The sequence below is a fragment of the Catellatospora paridis genome (assembly GCF_009720365.1).
Classification (GTDB): Bacteria; Actinomycetota; Actinomycetes; order Mycobacteriales; family Micromonosporaceae; genus Catellatospora; species Catellatospora paridis.
The window spans coordinates 247,688-264,606 of sequence record NZ_ML769316.1 but is presented as its reverse complement, the minus strand read 5'-3'; the positions used below and the strand labels follow the sequence as shown (position 1 = coordinate 264,606).

Here is a 16,919-nt window from a genome sequence, read left to right as displayed (position 1 = left end):
GGTGTCACCAGTTCCGGAATCGGGCCGGGGGCTCGTACAGGCCACCGGACCAGGCCACCAGGTCACCGATGCTGTGTGCGGCCAGCAGCGACCGCGTCGCCAGGGTCGGGTCGACCTTGAGATCAGCGGGCAGCGCCACCAGCCCGTCGCGGCGCATCCGCGCCAACGCGTCCGCATCCGCGGAGCGCCCCAGGGCAGTGACCCCGGCGATCGCGGCCAGCGCCTGCCTGCGGTCGGCGAGCGAATCGGTCTTGTACAGGTATGCCACGCCCTCCTCGGTGACGACGTGACTGACGTCGTCACCGTAGATCATCACTGGCGGTACGGGCATGCCCGCACTGCGTCCTACCTCGATGGCGTCGAGGGATTCCACGAACGTGGGCACGCCACTGGACTGGAACGTCTCCACGATCTGCACGACCAGTTTGCGGCCCCGCAGGTCAGCGCCGTCGCCGTGACTCAGATCCAGCCAGGCGTGGGAGGAGTGGCGCCGCCCGTGCGGATCGTGGCCCATGTTCGGCGCGCCGCCGAAGCCCGACAGCCGGCCCTCGGTCACGGTGGACGAGTTGGCCTCGGCGTCCATCTGCAGCGTCGAGCCGATGAACATGTCGATCGCGTACTGGCCGGCGAGCTGGCACAGCACCCGGTTGGACCGCAGCGACCCGTCCGCGCCGGTGAAGAACACGTCCGGCCGCGCGGCCACGTACCGGTTCATGCCGGACTCGCCGCCGAAACTGTGAATCGTCTCCACCCAGCCGGACTCGATAGCCGGGATGAGCGTGGGGTGCGGGTTGAGCGTCCAGTTCCGGCAGATCTTGCCACGCAGCCCGAGTTGCTCGCCGTAGGTGGGCAGGATCAGTTCGATCGCGGCCGTGCTGAACCCGACGCCGTGGTTGAGCGACACGACCTGGTGGCGCTCGTAGACGCCACGCAGGGCGATCATCGCCTGCAGGATCTGCACCGGGCCGATGGCCTTCGGATCGCGGGTGAACAGCGGCTCGAGGAAGAACGGCCGGTCGGCCTGCACGACCAGATCGACCCAGTCGCCGGGGATGTCCACCCGCGGCAGGCTTCCGACCTTCACGATCTCGTCAGCCTGCACGACGACCACGCCGTCATGGAACGCCGCGGCCTCGGCGATGATCGGCGTGTCCTCGGTGTTCGGGCCGGTGTAAAGGTTGCCCTGCTCGTCTGCCGCCGAAGCGCACAGCAGCGCGACGTCGGGCCGCAGGTCGACCACCATGCGCGCGTACAGCTCGACGTAGGTGTGGATGGCGCCGATCGACACCGTGCCGTCGGCGACGAGCTGGGCGATGCGAACGCTCTGCGGCCCCGCGTACGCCAGGTCCAGCTTGGTGGCGATGCCCTGCTCGAACAGGTCCAGGTGCTCGCTTCGCGACACCGAACCGATGAGCATGTGCAGATCGTGCAGCTTGCGCGGATCGCATGAGGCCAGCGTGCGGGACAGGAAGTCGGCCTGCTTCTGGTTGTCGCCCTCCAGCGCCACCCGGTCCCCGGGCCGGATCACCGCCTCCAGCACCTGGCCGAGCGCGTCGGGCCGGATCAGCTTGCCGTCGACGTGCCCGGCCGCCTCGGCCAGGCGCCTGGCCTTGTCGGTGCGCCGCCTGTCCCAGACCCGACCGGCCGATGCCCCGTCAGTCCGCACACCATCACGCTAGCGATCCGGCATGGATCCCCGTGGTTGCTTGCCGGAATCGACCTCCCATGGTGCGCACCAAGCATCCGGGGGAGCCGGCACCATGAGCAGCAAAGAGATCAGCAGTACGGCAGTCGGAAGAGCGGGCGGTTCAGCCCATTCGCACTGCGGCGTGCATCTCCCAGATCAGGATTTCGGCGTCCTCGACGGCGGTGATCTGCTGACCGCCGGTCGCGGTCATCCGCACGGCGTCTCCGGTGGACAGCTCGCCGCTGCCTTCCAGGCTGATCTTTCCTCGCGCGACGAACAGGTGCACGAACGGGGCCTGCGGGCACGGGACGCTCTCGCCGGGAGCGAGACGTGCCGCGTACAGCGCGGCATGGCGGTTGCGGATGCGGATCGCGGCGCTGTCGGCGTGCTTGTCCATGCCCGACGCCACCGCCACCAGGTTGGCGCGCAGTTGTTCGTCCGGGATCTCCTGCTGCTCGTAACCAGGGGTGACGCCGTCCTCGTCGGGCACCACCCACATCTGGACGAAGTGCACGGGCTCGCGGTGTGGCGTGGTGTGATCCAGCCGCCATGAGTCGTTCTTCTCCGAGTGCAGGATCCCGGTGCCGGCACTCATCCGCTGCGCCAGGCCCGGATAGATGATCCCCGAGTGGCCGGTGGAGTCCTGGTGGACCAGCGACCCGGCGAGCACCCAGGTGACGATCTCCATGTCCTCGTGGGGGTGTGTCTCGAAGCCGGTCCCGGCGTGCACGACGTCGTCGTTGTTGACCAGCAGGAGCCCGTGGTGGGTGTTCTGGGGATCGTAGTGGCGCGAGAACGAGAACGAGTGCTTCGAGTCCAGCCAGCCGAGCCTGGTCCAGAACCGGTCCCCGGCCCGGCGCACGTCCACCGACGGCGTCAAACTGGCCCGTGCCGCGCTCATGCCGGCATCCGGACCGTGGTGCCGGGGCCGTCGCCCGGGGTGCGGCCGGAGCCTGCGAGCGGATCGTGGGAAAGCATGATCTGCTCGACCTCGGAGGCGATGTGCAGCTCGGCGCAGTACTGCTCGGAGATCTCGGCGCAGACGGACGCCACCTGCTCGCACAGCGGGTTGCCCAGGTCGATGGCATTCAAAGCCATGATCATCCGATAGCGCAAGTCGGTCATGCTGCCCCCGTGGCCGCGCCTACAAGACACTCGCGTCACGAGGCCCGGATCGCACGCTAACAGGAAACGGGAGACATCGGACCTTTTAGCCGAAACCTATGCAGTTTGGAGCGACACCTGGACGACTCAGGTGTTCCGCAGCGCGGTGATGGGGGTGCTCGCCGTGGTCGCGGGGGTCGTGCGCGACCGTGACGGAAGTGGTCCGCGAGGCGACAGGTACAAGTTATGATCATCTGAGTGTTTGCCGAGGTAGCGGCCGGTGCCTATCCGATTGCGGGTCGGCTGGGCAGATGGCGAGGCGGGTGTTGACCGTGCCGCTGGTGGTCTACACGCTGGTGTGGTTGGCCGGCTCGGTGGCGGTGTTCTGGGTGCCGGACCGGGTCGCCGACGTCATCTGGACCTTGATCGGTCTGATCAGCGTCGTGGCGATCGTGGTCGGGGTGCGGCGCAACCGTCCTGCGCGGACCTGGCCCTGGCTGCTGATCGCCGCCGGGGTGTTCCTGTCGATCGCAGGGGAGGCCATATACGACCTCCTCACCTATGCGGGCGAGGTGGGCGGGCCGTACCCGTCGGTGGCGGATGTCTTCTATCTCGGGATGTACCCGCCGCTGGTCGCCGGGATGCTCGGGCTCTCGCGCAGCGTGGCCCGAACACGCGTGCCGCTGCTGCCGGCGGACGCCATGGTCATCCTCGGTGGGCTGGGTCTGCTGTCGTGGGTCTTCCTGATCTCTCCGCACCTGTTCGACCCGGGGCTGTCTCTGCTCCAGCGCGTGCTGATCGTGGCCTATCCGGTCGGGGATCTGCTGGTGCTGGCTATCGTGGCGCGGTTGGTCATCGTGCACGGGTTCAGCCCCGCGGTGGTGCTGCTGTGTGTCGGCGCGGTCGGGCTGCTCGTCGCGGACACCGCGTACGGGACCGAGCAGCTGCACGGCCACGGCCAGGCGGGCTGGCCGGCCAGGGTCGCCTGGCTGCTGTGTTACGGCGGCTGGGCTGCCGCTGCGCTGCACCCCTCGATGGCAGACCTCACCCGACCGGCCCGCGTGGTGTCCGCCGAGGTGTGCATCGGCCGGCAGGTGTCGCTGCTGGCGGCCTGCCTGCTGCCGCAGGCGCTGCTGGTGTTCGAGGCGGCACGCGGCCGTGTGCCGCACGCGTCGGCCATCGCCTTCGCCGCCGGTCTCACCGCGCTGCTGTTCGCGATACGGCTGTTCGGGCTCCTTGCCGATCACCGCCGCCATACCGACCGCACGGAGATCGTGCGGGCCGCGAGCGTACGACTGGCCTCGGCTCGCGAGGTGCCCGCGGTGCGCGCCGCGCTGCAAGACGGGGTCGAGCGCCTGGCGGCGGGCCACACGCCGCACACCGTCCAGGTGATCATCAACGATGGCGGCCACCACGACATGTTCACCCCGCGTCACCAACACGACGTGCCGATCGTGGCGAGCGGCGCACTGCCGGCGGACGTCGACCCGCTGATCGGGTCCGCCATGCCCGCGTTGCTGTGCTCGCTGCGCCTGGACGAGGGTGGGCTCGGCGACGCCGACCTGGGCATGCTGATCCTGCGATCATCCGGACGGCAGCTCGAAGTGCTCCAGGCGCCCATGCAGACCCTGGCCTCGGCGGCAGCTCAGGCGCTGGAGCGCCTCACCCTCACCGCGGAGATCACCCGACGTGACAGCGAACAGTACTTCCGGGCGCTGGTACAGAACGCCGCGGACGTGATCCTCATCGTCGAGCCCGCGAGCTGGCGGGTGCGTTACGCCAGCCCGTCCGCCGCCCGCCTGTTCGGGCACGGGATGCCGCTCGGCCGGCCCCTGCTCGACCTGGTCGCGCCGGAGAGCCGCGACACCGTCCGAGATCAGCTCAGCAGCGCCACCGTCGACACCCCGCAGCCGTCGGACTGGGTCATGGCCGGCGACGGCGCGCGCTTACAGGTCGAGGCGGTATGTCAGGACCTGAGCGAGGAGCCGGCGGTCGCCGGCATCGTGGTCACCCTGCGCGACGTCACCGAGCAGCGGCGGTTGCAACGCAGGCTGACCTACCTGGCCTACCACGATTCACTGACCGGCCTGGCCAACAGGGTGGCGTTCCGCTCCCGGTTGCAGGAGGCGACCGAGCAAGCCCGCAGTTCGGGCCTGCTGGCCGGGGTGCTGTTCGTCGACCTCGACGACTTCAAGATCGTCAACGATACGCTGGGACATGAAACAGGCGACCGCCTCCTGCGCGACGTGGCAAAACGCCTGTCGGCAACACTCCGGCCGCAGGACACCCCCGCCCGGCTCGGCGGCGACGAGTTCGCCGTCCTCGTCGAGAGCGCACCCGACATCAGCAGCATCGAAACAGCCGCACAGGACCTCGTCGCCGCGCTCGACCGACCGTTCACGCTCGACAGTCGGCCGCTGTCGGGCCGCGCCAGCATCGGCGTGTCCTGCACCGCCGACGCCGCCAACGCCACGGAACTGCTACGCCAGGCGGACCTGGCGCTGTACGCCGCCAAAGCCGATGGCAAGGGCCGCTGGTGCCGCTACGACGCAAGCCTCGGCGCGCACGCCGTGGAGCGCATGCAGTTGCGCTCCGAACTGGAGCGGGCCGCAACCGACGGGCAACTGTTCCTGGAATACCAGCCCATCGTCCGGCTGGCCGACGCCGTCACCGTCGGGTTCGAGGCACTGGTGCGGTGGAACCACCCCACCCGGGGACGGCTCGGACCAGCGGAGTTCATCGACATCGCCGAGGAGTCCGACACCATCCTCACGATCGGCACGTGGGTGCTGCGGGAGGCCGTCGACACCGCCGCCACGTGGCACACGAACACCCAGACGGCACCCTACGTCAGCGTCAACGTGTCCGTCCGGCAGTTCCACGCCGAAGGCTTCGCCGACGTCGTACAGCAGGCGCTCGCCGACGCGGCACTGCCCGCGGACCGGCTGATGCTCGAGATCACCGAGAGCCTGCTGCTCGCCGACGACAAACAGGTCTGGCATGACCTCGGCGAGCTACGACGGACCGGCGTGCGCATGGCCATCGACGACTTCGGCACGGGCTACTCGGCGCTGAACTACCTACGCCACATGCCACTGGACGTCCTCAAACTCGACAGGGTGTTCATTTCCACCATCACCACGTCGAGCCAGCAGGCCGACTTCGTCGCCGGCATCATCAAACTGGCCGAGACCATGGACCTGGAGGTCGTCGCCGAAGGCATCGAACAGCCCCGGGAACGTGACCTGCTGCGCGCCGCCGGCTGCCGCTACGGCCAGGGCTACCTGTATTCCAAACCACTCACCGTCGAAGATGCCAGGGTTTGGCAGTCTCGATGAACCCGACTCCGGTTGTCTCGCGCTGGTGACTGTCTGGGTCTATGCCCGGTCGCAGGGGGTCACTTCGAGCCCTCGCCGTTGTGGTTCCTGATCGGCGGAGGATGCGGCTCAAGAGCGCGTCCGCTAGGACCGGGACGTTGTTGCCGAGGAAGGCTTCGATCGTCCGCTCGTGTAGCAGGAACAGGCGCGCCGCGTCGGCCAGGCGTCGGCGCCGTTGGTGAACGATGGCCTCATCTACGCGGCCCCCGCAACTCGGAACCAGTGTCGTCTGTATGTTCCGCCGTCAAACGGCGGTCGACCTAGCGACGCAAGGGTGCCGGCGATGCCGAAGGGCGTGATATCGGGTTAACGAGCATCATCGTGTGGCCCTCGGTCACTACCATCGATGCATGGCAGAGCTGGATGGTCTCACGATCGCCGCGCTGACGCTGTGGACGGTCTGGTTGATCGTCTGGATAGCGATGTCCTGGGGCCTAGGATGGTCCACTGCGTTTGTCGCGCTCTGCCTGCTTGCGTGGATCGCCTCTGATGTGTCCTGGCGCGGCTTTCTGCTGGCTGCCCTCGCGACGCATCTGCTGGTCCTCGCGTTCGTCTGGGACAGGCCGCGCAAACGGATCGGACGAGGTGTGGCGGCGGTCGCGACCTCGGCGTCGGGCGTGCTGTGGCTGGCCGTGACCGGCGGCCCCCGGTACTGGACGCCCTTGCTGTCGGTCGCGGCCGCCGCCGCGGTGGCCTTGAGCGTCCACAGGCTCCGACTTCACCGGCGCCTCTGGCTCGATGTCCGCTGGCGTGTGGGTCGATGGCGGCGGGCATCGTGGAGCCGTCAGAGGCAGATCGGGCTCGGATTCCCGCAATCCGGACTCCCGAACCACCCGCTATCGCCAATCGATTCCCGCCCGGCCGACCGCCCGGTGCGGCGGCCGGAGTCGGGCCGCCCGCCGGTCACGACGCTCGTCGACGTCGACACCCTCTGGGTCGCCACACCGCGAGTTGCGTCAACGGCAGGAATCGGACCAGCACATGACCAAGCCCGTCCGCGCGCGACGACAGACCTCTTCTTCGCCGTGCCGCAACTGTGCCCCGCGGCTGGGAAGCCGGAAGCTCCCCACTTTGCGCAGGTCAGCGATGCTCCGCAGCAGGACGGTCTTTGCTCGGCCACGCTGACTGTCGTGGCTCGTCCGGCCGGGACCGTGCGGGTGTCCGGCCTTGCGTGGTTCCCGCCGGAACTTGTCCGGATACGTCGCTCCGGCACCGTCGTCGCCGGAGACCACGGTGTGATCCAACTGAAAAGGGTTATCAGGCTCCGAAGGTTCGAGCTATCGGTCGACACCTTGGTGGCCGAAGCCGGCGCCGCGATGGCGCATTTCCTCAATGGCGGTTCGGTCGCATACTTCCAACGAAGCCTACGTTCCTCGGCGGACCTCGGCAATCCCGGTGATGCGGAGGCAAACCGTGAGATCAAGGCCACTCATGAGGTGGACGTCCGTCGGTGCCGCTACGTCCATATGGGAGACGACAACCGAACGGGCATCGACCAGACCGTCATGCTGGAACGCTCCATCCTGCCGCTTCACGACCTGCTAATCCGGGACGCTGATCTATGTCGGCTGCTCAGGGAGGCCTTGCTCGAGGACCAGCCCGGACAGGCGACTGCCGCGTTCTTGCGTCGAACCCTGACAGTACTGCGGCAGACCGATGACCACATCCTGATCCGCGGCGCTCGAATGTTCGAGGCCGGCGACGCGCGATTGTTCGAGCTCTTCAGCACCGCCAGGGTCAGCGACGCGGATCTGGTCGTCGTCGGTTCCGGCAACGAGCTGCGGAACGATACCCGGCTCCGGCGTCCCGGCTTCGATGCCAAGCAACTGCGCCGCGCAGTCGACCCACTGCGACCCGAGCGAACGGAGATGACCACGTGGACACAGCAGAACCCGCGCCCGCAACCGCCGAACGCGGCCGGCGGACACGGCTTGACCGGCGGCTGGTAGCTGGCATGAGAGCACCCCGGACGAGGCGCTGGGCCGCTCTTGCCGTCCTGGCGGCCGTGCTCGGCGCAGCCGGAACGCTCCTGGCGAGCAAGCCCGTGGGCGAGCTGGAGGCGTACGCGAGCATCGGCAGCTTTGCCCTGGCCGCACTCAGCCTGTCCGTCGCCGCACTGGGCTATCGCGCAGACAGGCGAGAGGCTGACCCGAAACGACAGGGCGGAGCCATCGGGCCGAACCGATCCGACTTCGGCGCCCACGGAAACAAGTACGTGGTCCAGGGTGACGGGAAGACGGTTCGCATCACCAGACAAGTCGAGCCGCCCGCGCCGCGACGATACTGCTTCACGAAGCGGCACGAAAGGTTCCACGCCAGCGGCAACGGTGTGGTGGTGCAAGGCAACGGCGGCATCGTCGACATCGCGGACGGCGAAGAATACCATCGGGATCAATAGGAGCCCGTTAAATCAGCCGGTGGGGCAGCGGTTGCTTGAGCCAGCCGGGGGCGATGTGCCGCTTTCGGCCGTTCATCTTCCCACCGGGGTCGAAGCTGCGCTGCGCGCGTGCGACGGTCTCGGCGGGGCGCACCGCCTGCGGGAACTTGGCGCCTCATGACCTGCCACTCCGCATCGCGGGTGTCGGAGGGAAACTGCGCGACCAGCGACGCCGGGGTAACGCCAGCGGTACCCCGGGAGTGGCGCACATGGTGGGGTTGCCGATCACGGCTGGTGCTCGGAGCGGCTGACGGTTGTGGCGTACTCCGATGGCCGTCCTGCCCCTCGCCTCACGGGCGCAGATGCACACCCGGCCTGGCTATCGCTGGCCGACCAGCTATGGATGCCGTTCATTGAACATGCTGGCATCCTGCCCTCCTGCAACCGACTGGGCCTACCTGCAGAAAGCATTTGACGCGGTCGAGGCGGGAGGCACGCTGAACTGTCAACACAGCGGCAACGCAACTAGTTCATTGACTGTCATGGCCGCCGTCGGCCGGTCTGGCCCGTTTAGTAATGACGTCATTTGCGGCAGTGAGTGCGGCTTCGATCTCGGCGCGTAGCTGCCTGGGGATGTCTTCGCTGCCGAGTGCGCTCGCTTGGCGGACCCCGCCGAGGGTGGCGGCCCGATGGGCTTGAGCAGGGTGGTTATGCCTGGGTGTTCGAGTAGCTCACGGGTGGCGTAGCCGTTGCTGGTAATGGGCGATCATGGTCTCGATCAGGCCATCGCCAGGCGCCGGATGGCACAGGGGACCGGCACGGCGCGTCACCGTGCTGGCCGGGCTCTCCGGTCACGGCTTCAAGTTCGCGCCGCTGCTCGGGGTGCTGGCCGCGAAGTTGGTCGCCGACTCGCCGACTCGCCGGGCCCGGTGCGGTGTGCGCTCGGGCCCAGGTGACGGGCGCGCCAGCTCTGCAATGTTTTGTTAGCAATTGCGACCCTTCAGGGGTCTAGTGTCGCCATGGTGTTTCTGCGATGCCGAGTGTCCTGATCGGACACTTGACGCACTGATCCGGATACGTATAGTTGAACAGTCATATACCTGTATATCCGGAAAGGTCATAGTATGAGCACTGGCGAGCTGGTCGACCGTACCTGGCAGGGCCTGTCCATTCCTGCGCCCGGCACCTTCCACCTGGACCCGGCGCACACGCGGGTCGGCTTCGTGGTGCGGCACCTGGTGGTCAGCAAGGTGCGCGGGGCATTCCGGGAGGTATCCGGGGAGATCGTCATCGCCGACGAGCCGCAGGACACGACCGTCACCGCGGTCATCAAGACCGACAGCATCGACACCGGCGTCGGCGACCGCGACGGCCACCTGCGTTCGGGTGACTTCCTGGAGATCGAGAAGTACCCGACGATCAGCTTCCGCAGCACCGGCGTGTCCGGGGTGTCCGGCGACACGTTCACCCTCACCGGCGAGCTGACCATCAAGGACGTCACCCGGACGGTGGAGCTCGCCGTCGAGTTCGGCGGCATCGAGCGCAGTTTCGGGCGCGAGCTCATCGGGTTCTCCGCCACGACGGAGATCGACCGCGAGGACTTCAATGTGACCTGGAACAAGACGCTCGACGGCGGCGGTCTGATGCTGGGCAACAAACTGAAGATCGAGATCGAGGGCGAGGCCATCCGGCAGGCCTGAGCGCACGCGTCGGCCGGGCAGCGCCACCTCATGGTGCCGCTGCCCGGCTGAGGCGTGCCGGTGCATCAGGCGCGTCCGGCCGCGACCGGCAGATCGGCGTTCCGGGACATGCCCCAGGCGGTGGCGATCAGTTCCAGGCTGCGTTTGCGTTCGGCCAGCCCGTGGGTCTCGGTGTCCAGCATGATCTCGTCGGCGCCGGTGCGCGCGGCCAGTTCCGCCAGCCGGTCCGCGACGGCTTGCGGCTCGCCGGTGATCAGGTTCGGGCGGCTGCGGCGGGCGGGTTCGACCTGCGGGTGAGCCGCGGCGGTGTCCGGTGGGGGCATCGGCGCGAAGACTCCCTGGCGGGCCAGGACCCGCATCACGATGCCCGGCGCGGACAGCCGTCGGGCCTGCTCGTCGGTGTCGGCGGCGAGCGCGCTCGCGGTGACGATGGCGTACGGGCGGTCGAGGGTGGGCGAGGCGGTGAAGCTGCCGCGGTAGAGGTCCAGGGCCCGCTCGACGTCGCCGGCGTCGAAGTGGTGCGCGAAGGCGTACGGCAGGCCGAGCTTGCCGGCGAGCTGGGCGCTGTATTCGCTGGAGCCGAGCAGCAGCACGGCCGGGTTGCCGGTGGCGCGCGGGGTGGCGTGCACGCGCTGCCAGATGCCGCTGGTGGTGCGGGGGTCGCCGAGCAGGCCGAGGACGTCGAGCAGGTGTCGGGAGAACTCGCTTTCGATGCTGTCGGCCGGCGGTCGGCGCAGTGCCGCGGCGGTGAGCTGGTCGGTGCCGGGCGCCCGGCCGACGCCGAGGTCGATGCGACCGGGGTGCAGGGCTTCGAGCATGGCGAACTGCTCGCCGACGACGAGTGCGGGATGGTTGGGCAGCATCACGCCGCCGGATCCGATGCGGATGCGGCGGGTGGAGGCGGTCAGGTGGGCGATGAGGACCGGTGGGCTGGTGCTGGCGATGCTGGGCATGTTGTGGTGTTCGGCGACCCAGAAGCGGGTGTAGCCCAGCTCGTCGGCGTGCCGGGCGAGTTCGGTGGTGTCGGCCAGGGCCTGCGCGCTGTTGCCGCCGTCGCTGAGTGCCCGTTAAATAGCGAGGTCAGCGGGTTGGTCGCCGGTTGAGGTGCAGCCGAATCTGAGCCCGTTTCGGTGTGGCGGGCTGACGTGGGTGGGGCCTTCGGGTATGGCTTTGGTTGTCTACGCCAAGCCCTCCCGAAGGCCCACAGTGTCTTTCTACCTGGTCTGCGGCCAGGCCGATCCCGCACCCCCGGCACCGCAGGTCCAGCACCTGCCCACCGGCCGCGCACGCCGGTACCCCTCGGACACCACCGACGCGGAATGGCAGGTCATGGCCCGGTACGTACCCGCCGGTGGCACCGGCCGCGCCGTGTCCTACCCGCGACGCGACATCGTCGACGCCATCCGCTACCTGGCCCACAACGGCTGCGTATGGCGGGCACTGCCCGTCGACTTCCCGCCCTGGCCCACGGTCTACCACTACTTCCGGACCTGGACCCGCGACGGCACCCTCACCCGCCTGCACGACGGCCTGCGCGAACAGGTCCGTGTTGCCGAGGGCCGCAACGCCACCCCGACAGCGGCGATCATGGACTCGCAGTCAATGCGCGCGGCCGAGACCGTCGCCAAGACCAGCCGCGGCTACGACGCGGGCAAGAAGGTCAACGGGCGCAAGCGCCACATCGTCGTGGACACCACCGGCCTGCTGCTGATCGTCCTGGTCACCACCGGCGCGGTGCAGGACCGCGACGCCGCCCGCGCCCTGCTGTGGGCACTGCGCACCTGCTTCACCGGCGTAATCAAGGTCTGGGCCGACGCCGGCTACGCCGGCCAGCTCGTCGACTGGGCCACCCAGGCGCTCGGCCCGGCCGTGGAGATCGTCCGCGAGCTCGTCGACCAGGTCGGGTTCCAGGTCCTGCACCGCAGGTGGGTAGTCGAGAGAACTCTGTCGTGGATCACCCGCTGCCGGCGCACCGTCCGCGACTACGAGCGCCACCCCGAACACCACGCCGCGATGGTCCAGTGGGCCATGGTCATCGTCATGACCCGACGGCTGGCCCGCTACCACCGGGCACGCAACTCCGTACCGGCTGACCTCGCTATTTAACGGGCACTGAGGACGGCCCGCGCGGGTCAACCCACGGTCGAGTCGTAGCGACGGCGCGCTCCGGCGATGTCGCCGGCGTGCGCCTGCGCCCATTCGATCAGCTCCCACGCCGTCTTGAGCAGCAGTTCGCCCGACGACGCTCACCTTTCACGTGCAGGCTCGTTGGGCCGACCGTCCGGCCGCGTCGACCGTTTGCTGGGGAGCGAAGAGCAAGTGGGAGCACCGCTCCCTGAGCAGACGCCGATCGGCGTTGATCATGGTTCGTTCGGTCTTGTGGACCGTTGTCAGCGGGTCAATGGCGCTTTTACGCAGCGCGTCCGGGTCGACGCGCCCTGGCCGCGCCAGGTGAGTCAGGTTCCTAGGATGCTATAGACGAAGTGGGCAAAATCGCCCAGTAGAACCGGCATGAATCGGACGCGGGGGCCGTGTGCGTGCCCCGGGTCAGAGTGCGCTACGCTGTACGGGCTGCCGCGGTGAGAGATCAACACGGCAACGGGCTGTAGCGCAGCTTGGTAGCGCACCTGACTGGGGGGCTGGACGCCACCGTCAACGGAAGCCTTATCCAGATCGGAAAGTACCAGGTCAGGGGCACCCGGGATCTCGCTGGTAAGTAGCGGATCGTCGGACACTCATTACCGTGGGAGCGAACTGGGAGCGCAAGATCGCGGACACCGTCCGGGCTGGCGAACGGTCCCACACTCGTCTCACGTGCTGAGTCGGAAACGATTGTCGGACAACAACTCGAGTCGCAGTCGCGGTGGCGATCCGCGTCGCCATGGCGCGAGCCCTGCGCTGATCAGCCACCGGCCAATGTGCGCACTTCGCAGTTCACTGCACGTAGCCCAGAACGACGGCGACAATGTGACGACAACGGGACCGTGGTCCAACTCAACGATGACGTCTCTCCACGCCCGATCGAACAACCGCTCACGGTCGGCGACTGACAGCTTGACTCCGTAGCCGGCGCCGGTGGGGTAGTGGTTGCCCTGGTTCCATGCTGAGACGATCGCCGATCGGTTCAACATCTTCTCCTGCCCGCGGGATCTGACGTAAGGCAGAAGCTTCTGCCACATGCTGACAGGCACATGGTCGCGAAGCTGGGGTTGCCCGATCGTCGGAGGTGGGGGTGCCGGTCTGGTGACATGCTATTCGGCGTGACCAGAACCGCCCGTGAGAAGGCTCGCACCGGGATGCTGAAGCAGGCGCTGTCGGAGGTGTTCCTGGACCGTGCCATGTGGGTCCATCAGCGGGTGACCGACGCAGGCCGGGCGCGACTTGACTTGCACGAGGAGACCATCACCCAGGACCTTCTCCTCGACATCAGCCTGGCGCTGCCCATGACCACGGTCAGATCATTCACCCGTCGGCAGGAGGCGCGAACCGGAGCCGATTGGCAGTGGGAGTGGTGGTTCGGTGGAAGCAGCTGGTTCGGCATGCGGGTGCAGGCCAAACGTCTGAAGCGGCTCAAGGACGGAACTGTCGGGTACGACCTCGGCTACCGCACCGGCCGCAGCAAATCACGTCAGGTCGATGCCCTCATCGCCGATGCACGGCAGGCGCAGATGCAGGCGGTCTACGTGCTCTACAACGGTCGGGATCTCGACGTCGACGGCGTCCAGTGGAACTGCAAGAAGCTGCGACCCAGCGCGGGCTTCTTTGGCGTGAGCCTACTGCCTGCCAGTGTGGCCCGGTTGCTGGCCAACGTGGGAACGGTGGATTGGACGACGGTCGCCCAGTACAGCGTGCCGTGGTCATGCCTGTTCGACTGTGGCCGGCCGATGACCGGGTGTGCCCCGCCATCGGCGCCGTCAGGCACGCCAGGCGGTGGGCGCCGCGTGCCAGTCGGTCTGGCGCACCGGGCGGCCCGGACCATCGAGAGGCTGGAGCGGGCGGGATACGAGTCCCTGAGTGAACGGTTGTGGGCCGCGCCGCCCACGGAGCTGAACGCAGAAGAGCAGCGCTTCGAAACAATGCGGGCGGCTCTGGAGGCTCCGGTAACACCGCACGCGCAGCCACCGCGTCACATTCGACAGCTGCTTGAAGCAGAGAGCCCCTCTACCGTACGGCTGCCGTCGCGGGTAGGTGCCGTGACGGTCTTCAACTGTGAGTAGGGCGTCAGGCTTTCGGCCTCGTTGTCGAGGTACTGGCCGCGATCACGAGTGGGTACGACACGGCCTCATAGGCTCGGCATGCTCCCGATTGACGTCATGCCGGAGGCGGCCGGGGCCGGAATGCGGAGCGCTCATTGGTGCCGACATCGGCCAGTGTCGTAGAGTCCTGCGACCACGCTCCACGCCGCAGGGATTTAGGTCATGACAGCGTTCGCCGAGCTCAGCGACGACGAGTACGACCAGCAGTGGTTCCACGCACGAGGGTTCCGGGATGAGGATGCGCTGCGCGCTTGCATCAACGACATCGGAGACTGGGACGAGCCCACGGCTCGCGCGCGCATCCGACGGCTGCTGATCCAGTCCGGCACGCTCGGCGTTGACGAGTCGCGATGGCAGACGATGCAGCTCGGGCTGGACTCCCCGGAGTACAACGGCCGCAAGAGTTACAACGAATACTCCCAGCGACTGCACGTCTATTACGAGCACAAGTCCACCCATGACTGCACCTCTTGTGTTGCACCGCCCTGGGAGGGCATCACGTGGATCCTCGACCTGCTTCCAGCGGACGCTGAGACTGCACTGCAGGGCCTGGAGGCCTACCACTGCGCCCATGCGATGGTCCTGCCCGACGGTCGCTGGGCAGCACTCGAGGACGCCGCCGCGCTGATCAAGGCCCGCTATCTCGGCGTGCCGCAGGACCCCGAGGAAAACCTCCGCACTCTACGCAGCGTCAGCCCTCGAACTCTTGAGATCGTCGTGTCGCGCCTGTACTCGCGGATGGGCTACGAGGTCGAACTGACCCAAGCGAGCAAGGACGGCGGTCGCGACGTGGTTGCCACCTCCGTCGAGCTGGGCCGGCGCGAGCGCCTGCTCATCGAGTGCAAGCAGGTCGGAAAACCGGTCGGCGTCGAATTGGTCCGCCAGTTGCTGGGGGTCGTCGCCGCAGAGATTCCGACCAGGGGCGTACTCATCACGACATCGTCGTTTACGGCGGGGGCGATCAGGCTGGGCGCCGACCACAGGCTTGAGTTGATCGACGGCCGGCAGCTTGTCGACCTGCTCGACCGGTATCTGGGGCCGCGGTGGCCGCTGAACTGGCGTCTCATCGAGGCCGCGTAGCGGGCCCTGCACACCATCGTGCTGACACGCGGCCGAACCGACCCCGACACACGCGCCTACATCGCCCGCCGAATCAACGAGTGCAAGGCCCTCCGCGAAGCGGAACGGTGCCCCAAAAAGGATCATCGCCAGGAAGCTCTACCGCCTACTCCAAAACATCAAGCATCAGCACTTTCCGTGACGCGAGATAGCAGCATAGGGGCATCAGACCACCGAAACTGCCCCGTCACAGATCCACATGTCCGGAGATCCGACAACACGACAACGCGGATGGAGCCACATGCCTGCTGGCCGGGATAGGTTCCTTGCGTCGGGCCGATACTCTAGCCAGCCATGGAAAGGTCTTCTTCGGCGAGCGTGGGCGACGCCGCGCCCGATGAGTCCGCAGCGGCAAAGGCGGCAGGCTCGCAACGTACGGGCTCTGTCGGGCCGCAGCCTACACGGGCGACCCGTGTCGTCATGTGGATGCGTAGTCCGATCGGTTCCGCTGCCGTGACGTCGATTATTTCTTCATTAGTCGGGGCACTCGTAGGTGGGCTCCTTACTATAGCTGCGACTCAGGCAACCATCGAAGCACAGATAACGGCTGTGAGCACGCAAGCGGAAGTTGACCGCTTGGCTCAGATCCGCGAGGCACGTGGGCGTGTCTATACGGACTTCCTCGACAGTCTGTATGATCTCAAGATCTCACTTAGAAGCCTGCAACGATGCGTGACGGATTCGATTGGCGCACCTCCCCTTCAGGTGTTCTTAACTATAACTACGGTCACTGCGCGCGATGGGCAATCTGTTGAATGTGAACAGGCGCCACGCCAATATGCGACTGACCGAATGAGAGTGCAGAGGATACACGGCCAACTCACTGTTTGGAGTTCTGCGGAGTTCATGAATCGTGCATCCTTGATTCTGTCAACCTTTCCAGAGATTGACTACTGCACAGCGCACGTCAACTCGGCACGCGATGAAGTGATGAAACAATGTGATTTCTCCTATAGGGATATGTCGCCATTGTTGCACCTTTGGTATGCGGGCGGACTCTTTGGCGTGGATAACGGCAAACGGCCGCCAGCAATCGAGCCGACGGATCCAACCTCCTCTGAGTTCGAAACGGCCACTAAGGTGTTCGAGACCGCTTTTGGAAAGTTCGATCGCGATTTCATTATCCAACTTGTCGATGTCGGCATCCGTCAGGTTCGTCGTCAGTTCTGCGAGGAGGTGGCGGCACCGGGGACGAGTTGCGAGTAGCTTTCCGTTTGGGCGTATTCAATGTTCAGGGGCAGCCAATCCGTCGTCGAACTTGCTGTCCCATGGCGGGTGGTGCAGTGTGTCGGGCCAGAC

11 protein-coding genes and 1 pseudogene are annotated in these 16,919 nt (G+C 67.1%); 8 read left to right on the top strand and 4 right to left on the bottom strand.

The annotated features are described in order from the left end of the window. Nucleotides 1-4 precede the first annotated feature (4 nt). The 3 genes from mdcA to F9C41_RS40710 form a co-directional block, all read right to left on the bottom strand. On the bottom strand, nt 5-1,666 hold the full coding sequence (gene mdcA / locus F9C41_RS16725; RefSeq protein ID WP_155387731.1) for a malonate decarboxylase subunit alpha: 1,662 nt from the start codon (nt 1,664-1,666) through the stop codon (nt 5-7). Between the two features lie 142 nt (nt 1,667-1,808). Further along, complete coding sequence (locus F9C41_RS16720) at nt 1,809-2,588, bottom strand: pirin family protein (RefSeq protein WP_155387730.1); 780 nt, start codon at nt 2,586-2,588, stop codon at nt 1,809-1,811. Next, nucleotides 2,585-2,812, bottom strand: coding sequence for a hypothetical protein (locus F9C41_RS40710; RefSeq protein WP_196279806.1), 228 nt, complete (start codon nt 2,810-2,812; stop codon nt 2,585-2,587). The genes F9C41_RS16720 and F9C41_RS40710 overlap by 4 nt, the downstream gene beginning before the upstream one ends. A gap of 188 nt (nt 2,813-3,000) precedes the next feature. Here F9C41_RS40710 and F9C41_RS16710 point away from each other — a divergent pair, with 188 nt between their 5' ends. The 4 genes from F9C41_RS16710 (at nt 3,001) to F9C41_RS16695 (ending at nt 10,245) form a co-directional block, all read left to right on the top strand. Then, nucleotides 3,001-6,129, top strand: coding sequence for a putative bifunctional diguanylate cyclase/phosphodiesterase (locus F9C41_RS16710; RefSeq protein ID WP_155387729.1), 3,129 nt, complete (start codon nt 3,001-3,003; stop codon nt 6,127-6,129). 389 nt (nt 6,130-6,518) lie between these two features. Next, nucleotides 6,519-8,117 (top strand): hypothetical protein, encoded by a 1,599-nt coding sequence (locus F9C41_RS16705; protein WP_155387728.1) that lies wholly within the window; start codon nt 6,519-6,521, stop codon nt 8,115-8,117. Nucleotides 8,118-8,212: 95 nt separating this feature from the next. Further along, nucleotides 8,213-8,566, top strand: coding sequence for a hypothetical protein (locus tag F9C41_RS16700; RefSeq protein ID WP_155387727.1), 354 nt, complete (start codon nt 8,213-8,215; stop codon nt 8,564-8,566). 1,103 nt (nt 8,567-9,669) lie between these two features. Further along, the gene (locus tag F9C41_RS16695) at nt 9,670-10,245 is read left to right on the top strand and encodes a YceI family protein (RefSeq protein WP_155387726.1); all 576 of its coding nucleotides are present in this window, start codon (nt 9,670-9,672) and stop codon (nt 10,243-10,245) included. A 65-nt stretch (nt 10,246-10,310) separates the two neighbouring features. On the opposite strand, the pseudogene F9C41_RS16690 reads toward F9C41_RS16695, so the two are convergent. Further along, a pseudogene (locus F9C41_RS16690) lies at nt 10,311-11,291 on the bottom strand (LLM class flavin-dependent oxidoreductase); the annotation flags it as partial. A 223-nt stretch (nt 11,292-11,514) separates the two neighbouring features. Between F9C41_RS16690 and F9C41_RS16685 the strand changes: the two are divergent. The 4 genes from F9C41_RS16685 (at nt 11,515) to F9C41_RS16670 (ending at nt 16,826) form a co-directional block, all read left to right on the top strand. Further along, a complete protein-coding gene (locus F9C41_RS16685; RefSeq protein WP_155387981.1) occupies nt 11,515-12,351 on the top strand; it encodes an IS5 family transposase in 837 nt (278 codons plus the stop codon). Nucleotides 12,352-13,505: 1,154 nt separating this feature from the next. Continuing rightward, nucleotides 13,506-14,462, top strand: coding sequence for a DUF6615 family protein (locus F9C41_RS16680; RefSeq protein WP_155387724.1), 957 nt, complete (start codon nt 13,506-13,508; stop codon nt 14,460-14,462). Between the two features lie 201 nt (nt 14,463-14,663). After that, nucleotides 14,664-15,581, top strand: coding sequence for a restriction endonuclease (locus F9C41_RS16675; RefSeq protein ID WP_155387723.1), 918 nt, complete (start codon nt 14,664-14,666; stop codon nt 15,579-15,581). Nucleotides 15,582-16,169: 588 nt separating this feature from the next. Then, a complete protein-coding gene (locus F9C41_RS16670; RefSeq protein ID WP_155387722.1) occupies nt 16,170-16,826 on the top strand; it encodes a hypothetical protein in 657 nt (218 codons plus the stop codon). Nucleotides 16,827-16,919 lie beyond the last annotated feature (93 nt).

Bases quoted from the DNA above. Each gene is read 5' to 3' on its own strand.
- F9C41_RS40710 (WP_196279806.1), bottom strand. From the start codon at position 2,812: ATGACCGACTTGCGCTATCGGATGATCATGGCTTTGAATGCCATCGAC.
- F9C41_RS16695 (WP_155387726.1), top strand. From the start codon at position 9,670: ATGAGCACTGGCGAGCTGGTCGACCGTACCTGGCAGGGCCTGTCCATT.
- F9C41_RS16720 (WP_155387730.1), bottom strand. From the start codon at position 2,588: ATGAGCGCGGCACGGGCCAGTTTGACGCCGTCGGTGGACGTGCGCCGG.
- F9C41_RS16705 (WP_155387728.1), top strand. From the start codon at position 6,519: ATGGCAGAGCTGGATGGTCTCACGATCGCCGCGCTGACGCTGTGGACG.
- F9C41_RS16675 (WP_155387723.1), top strand. From the start codon at position 14,664: ATGACAGCGTTCGCCGAGCTCAGCGACGACGAGTACGACCAGCAGTGG.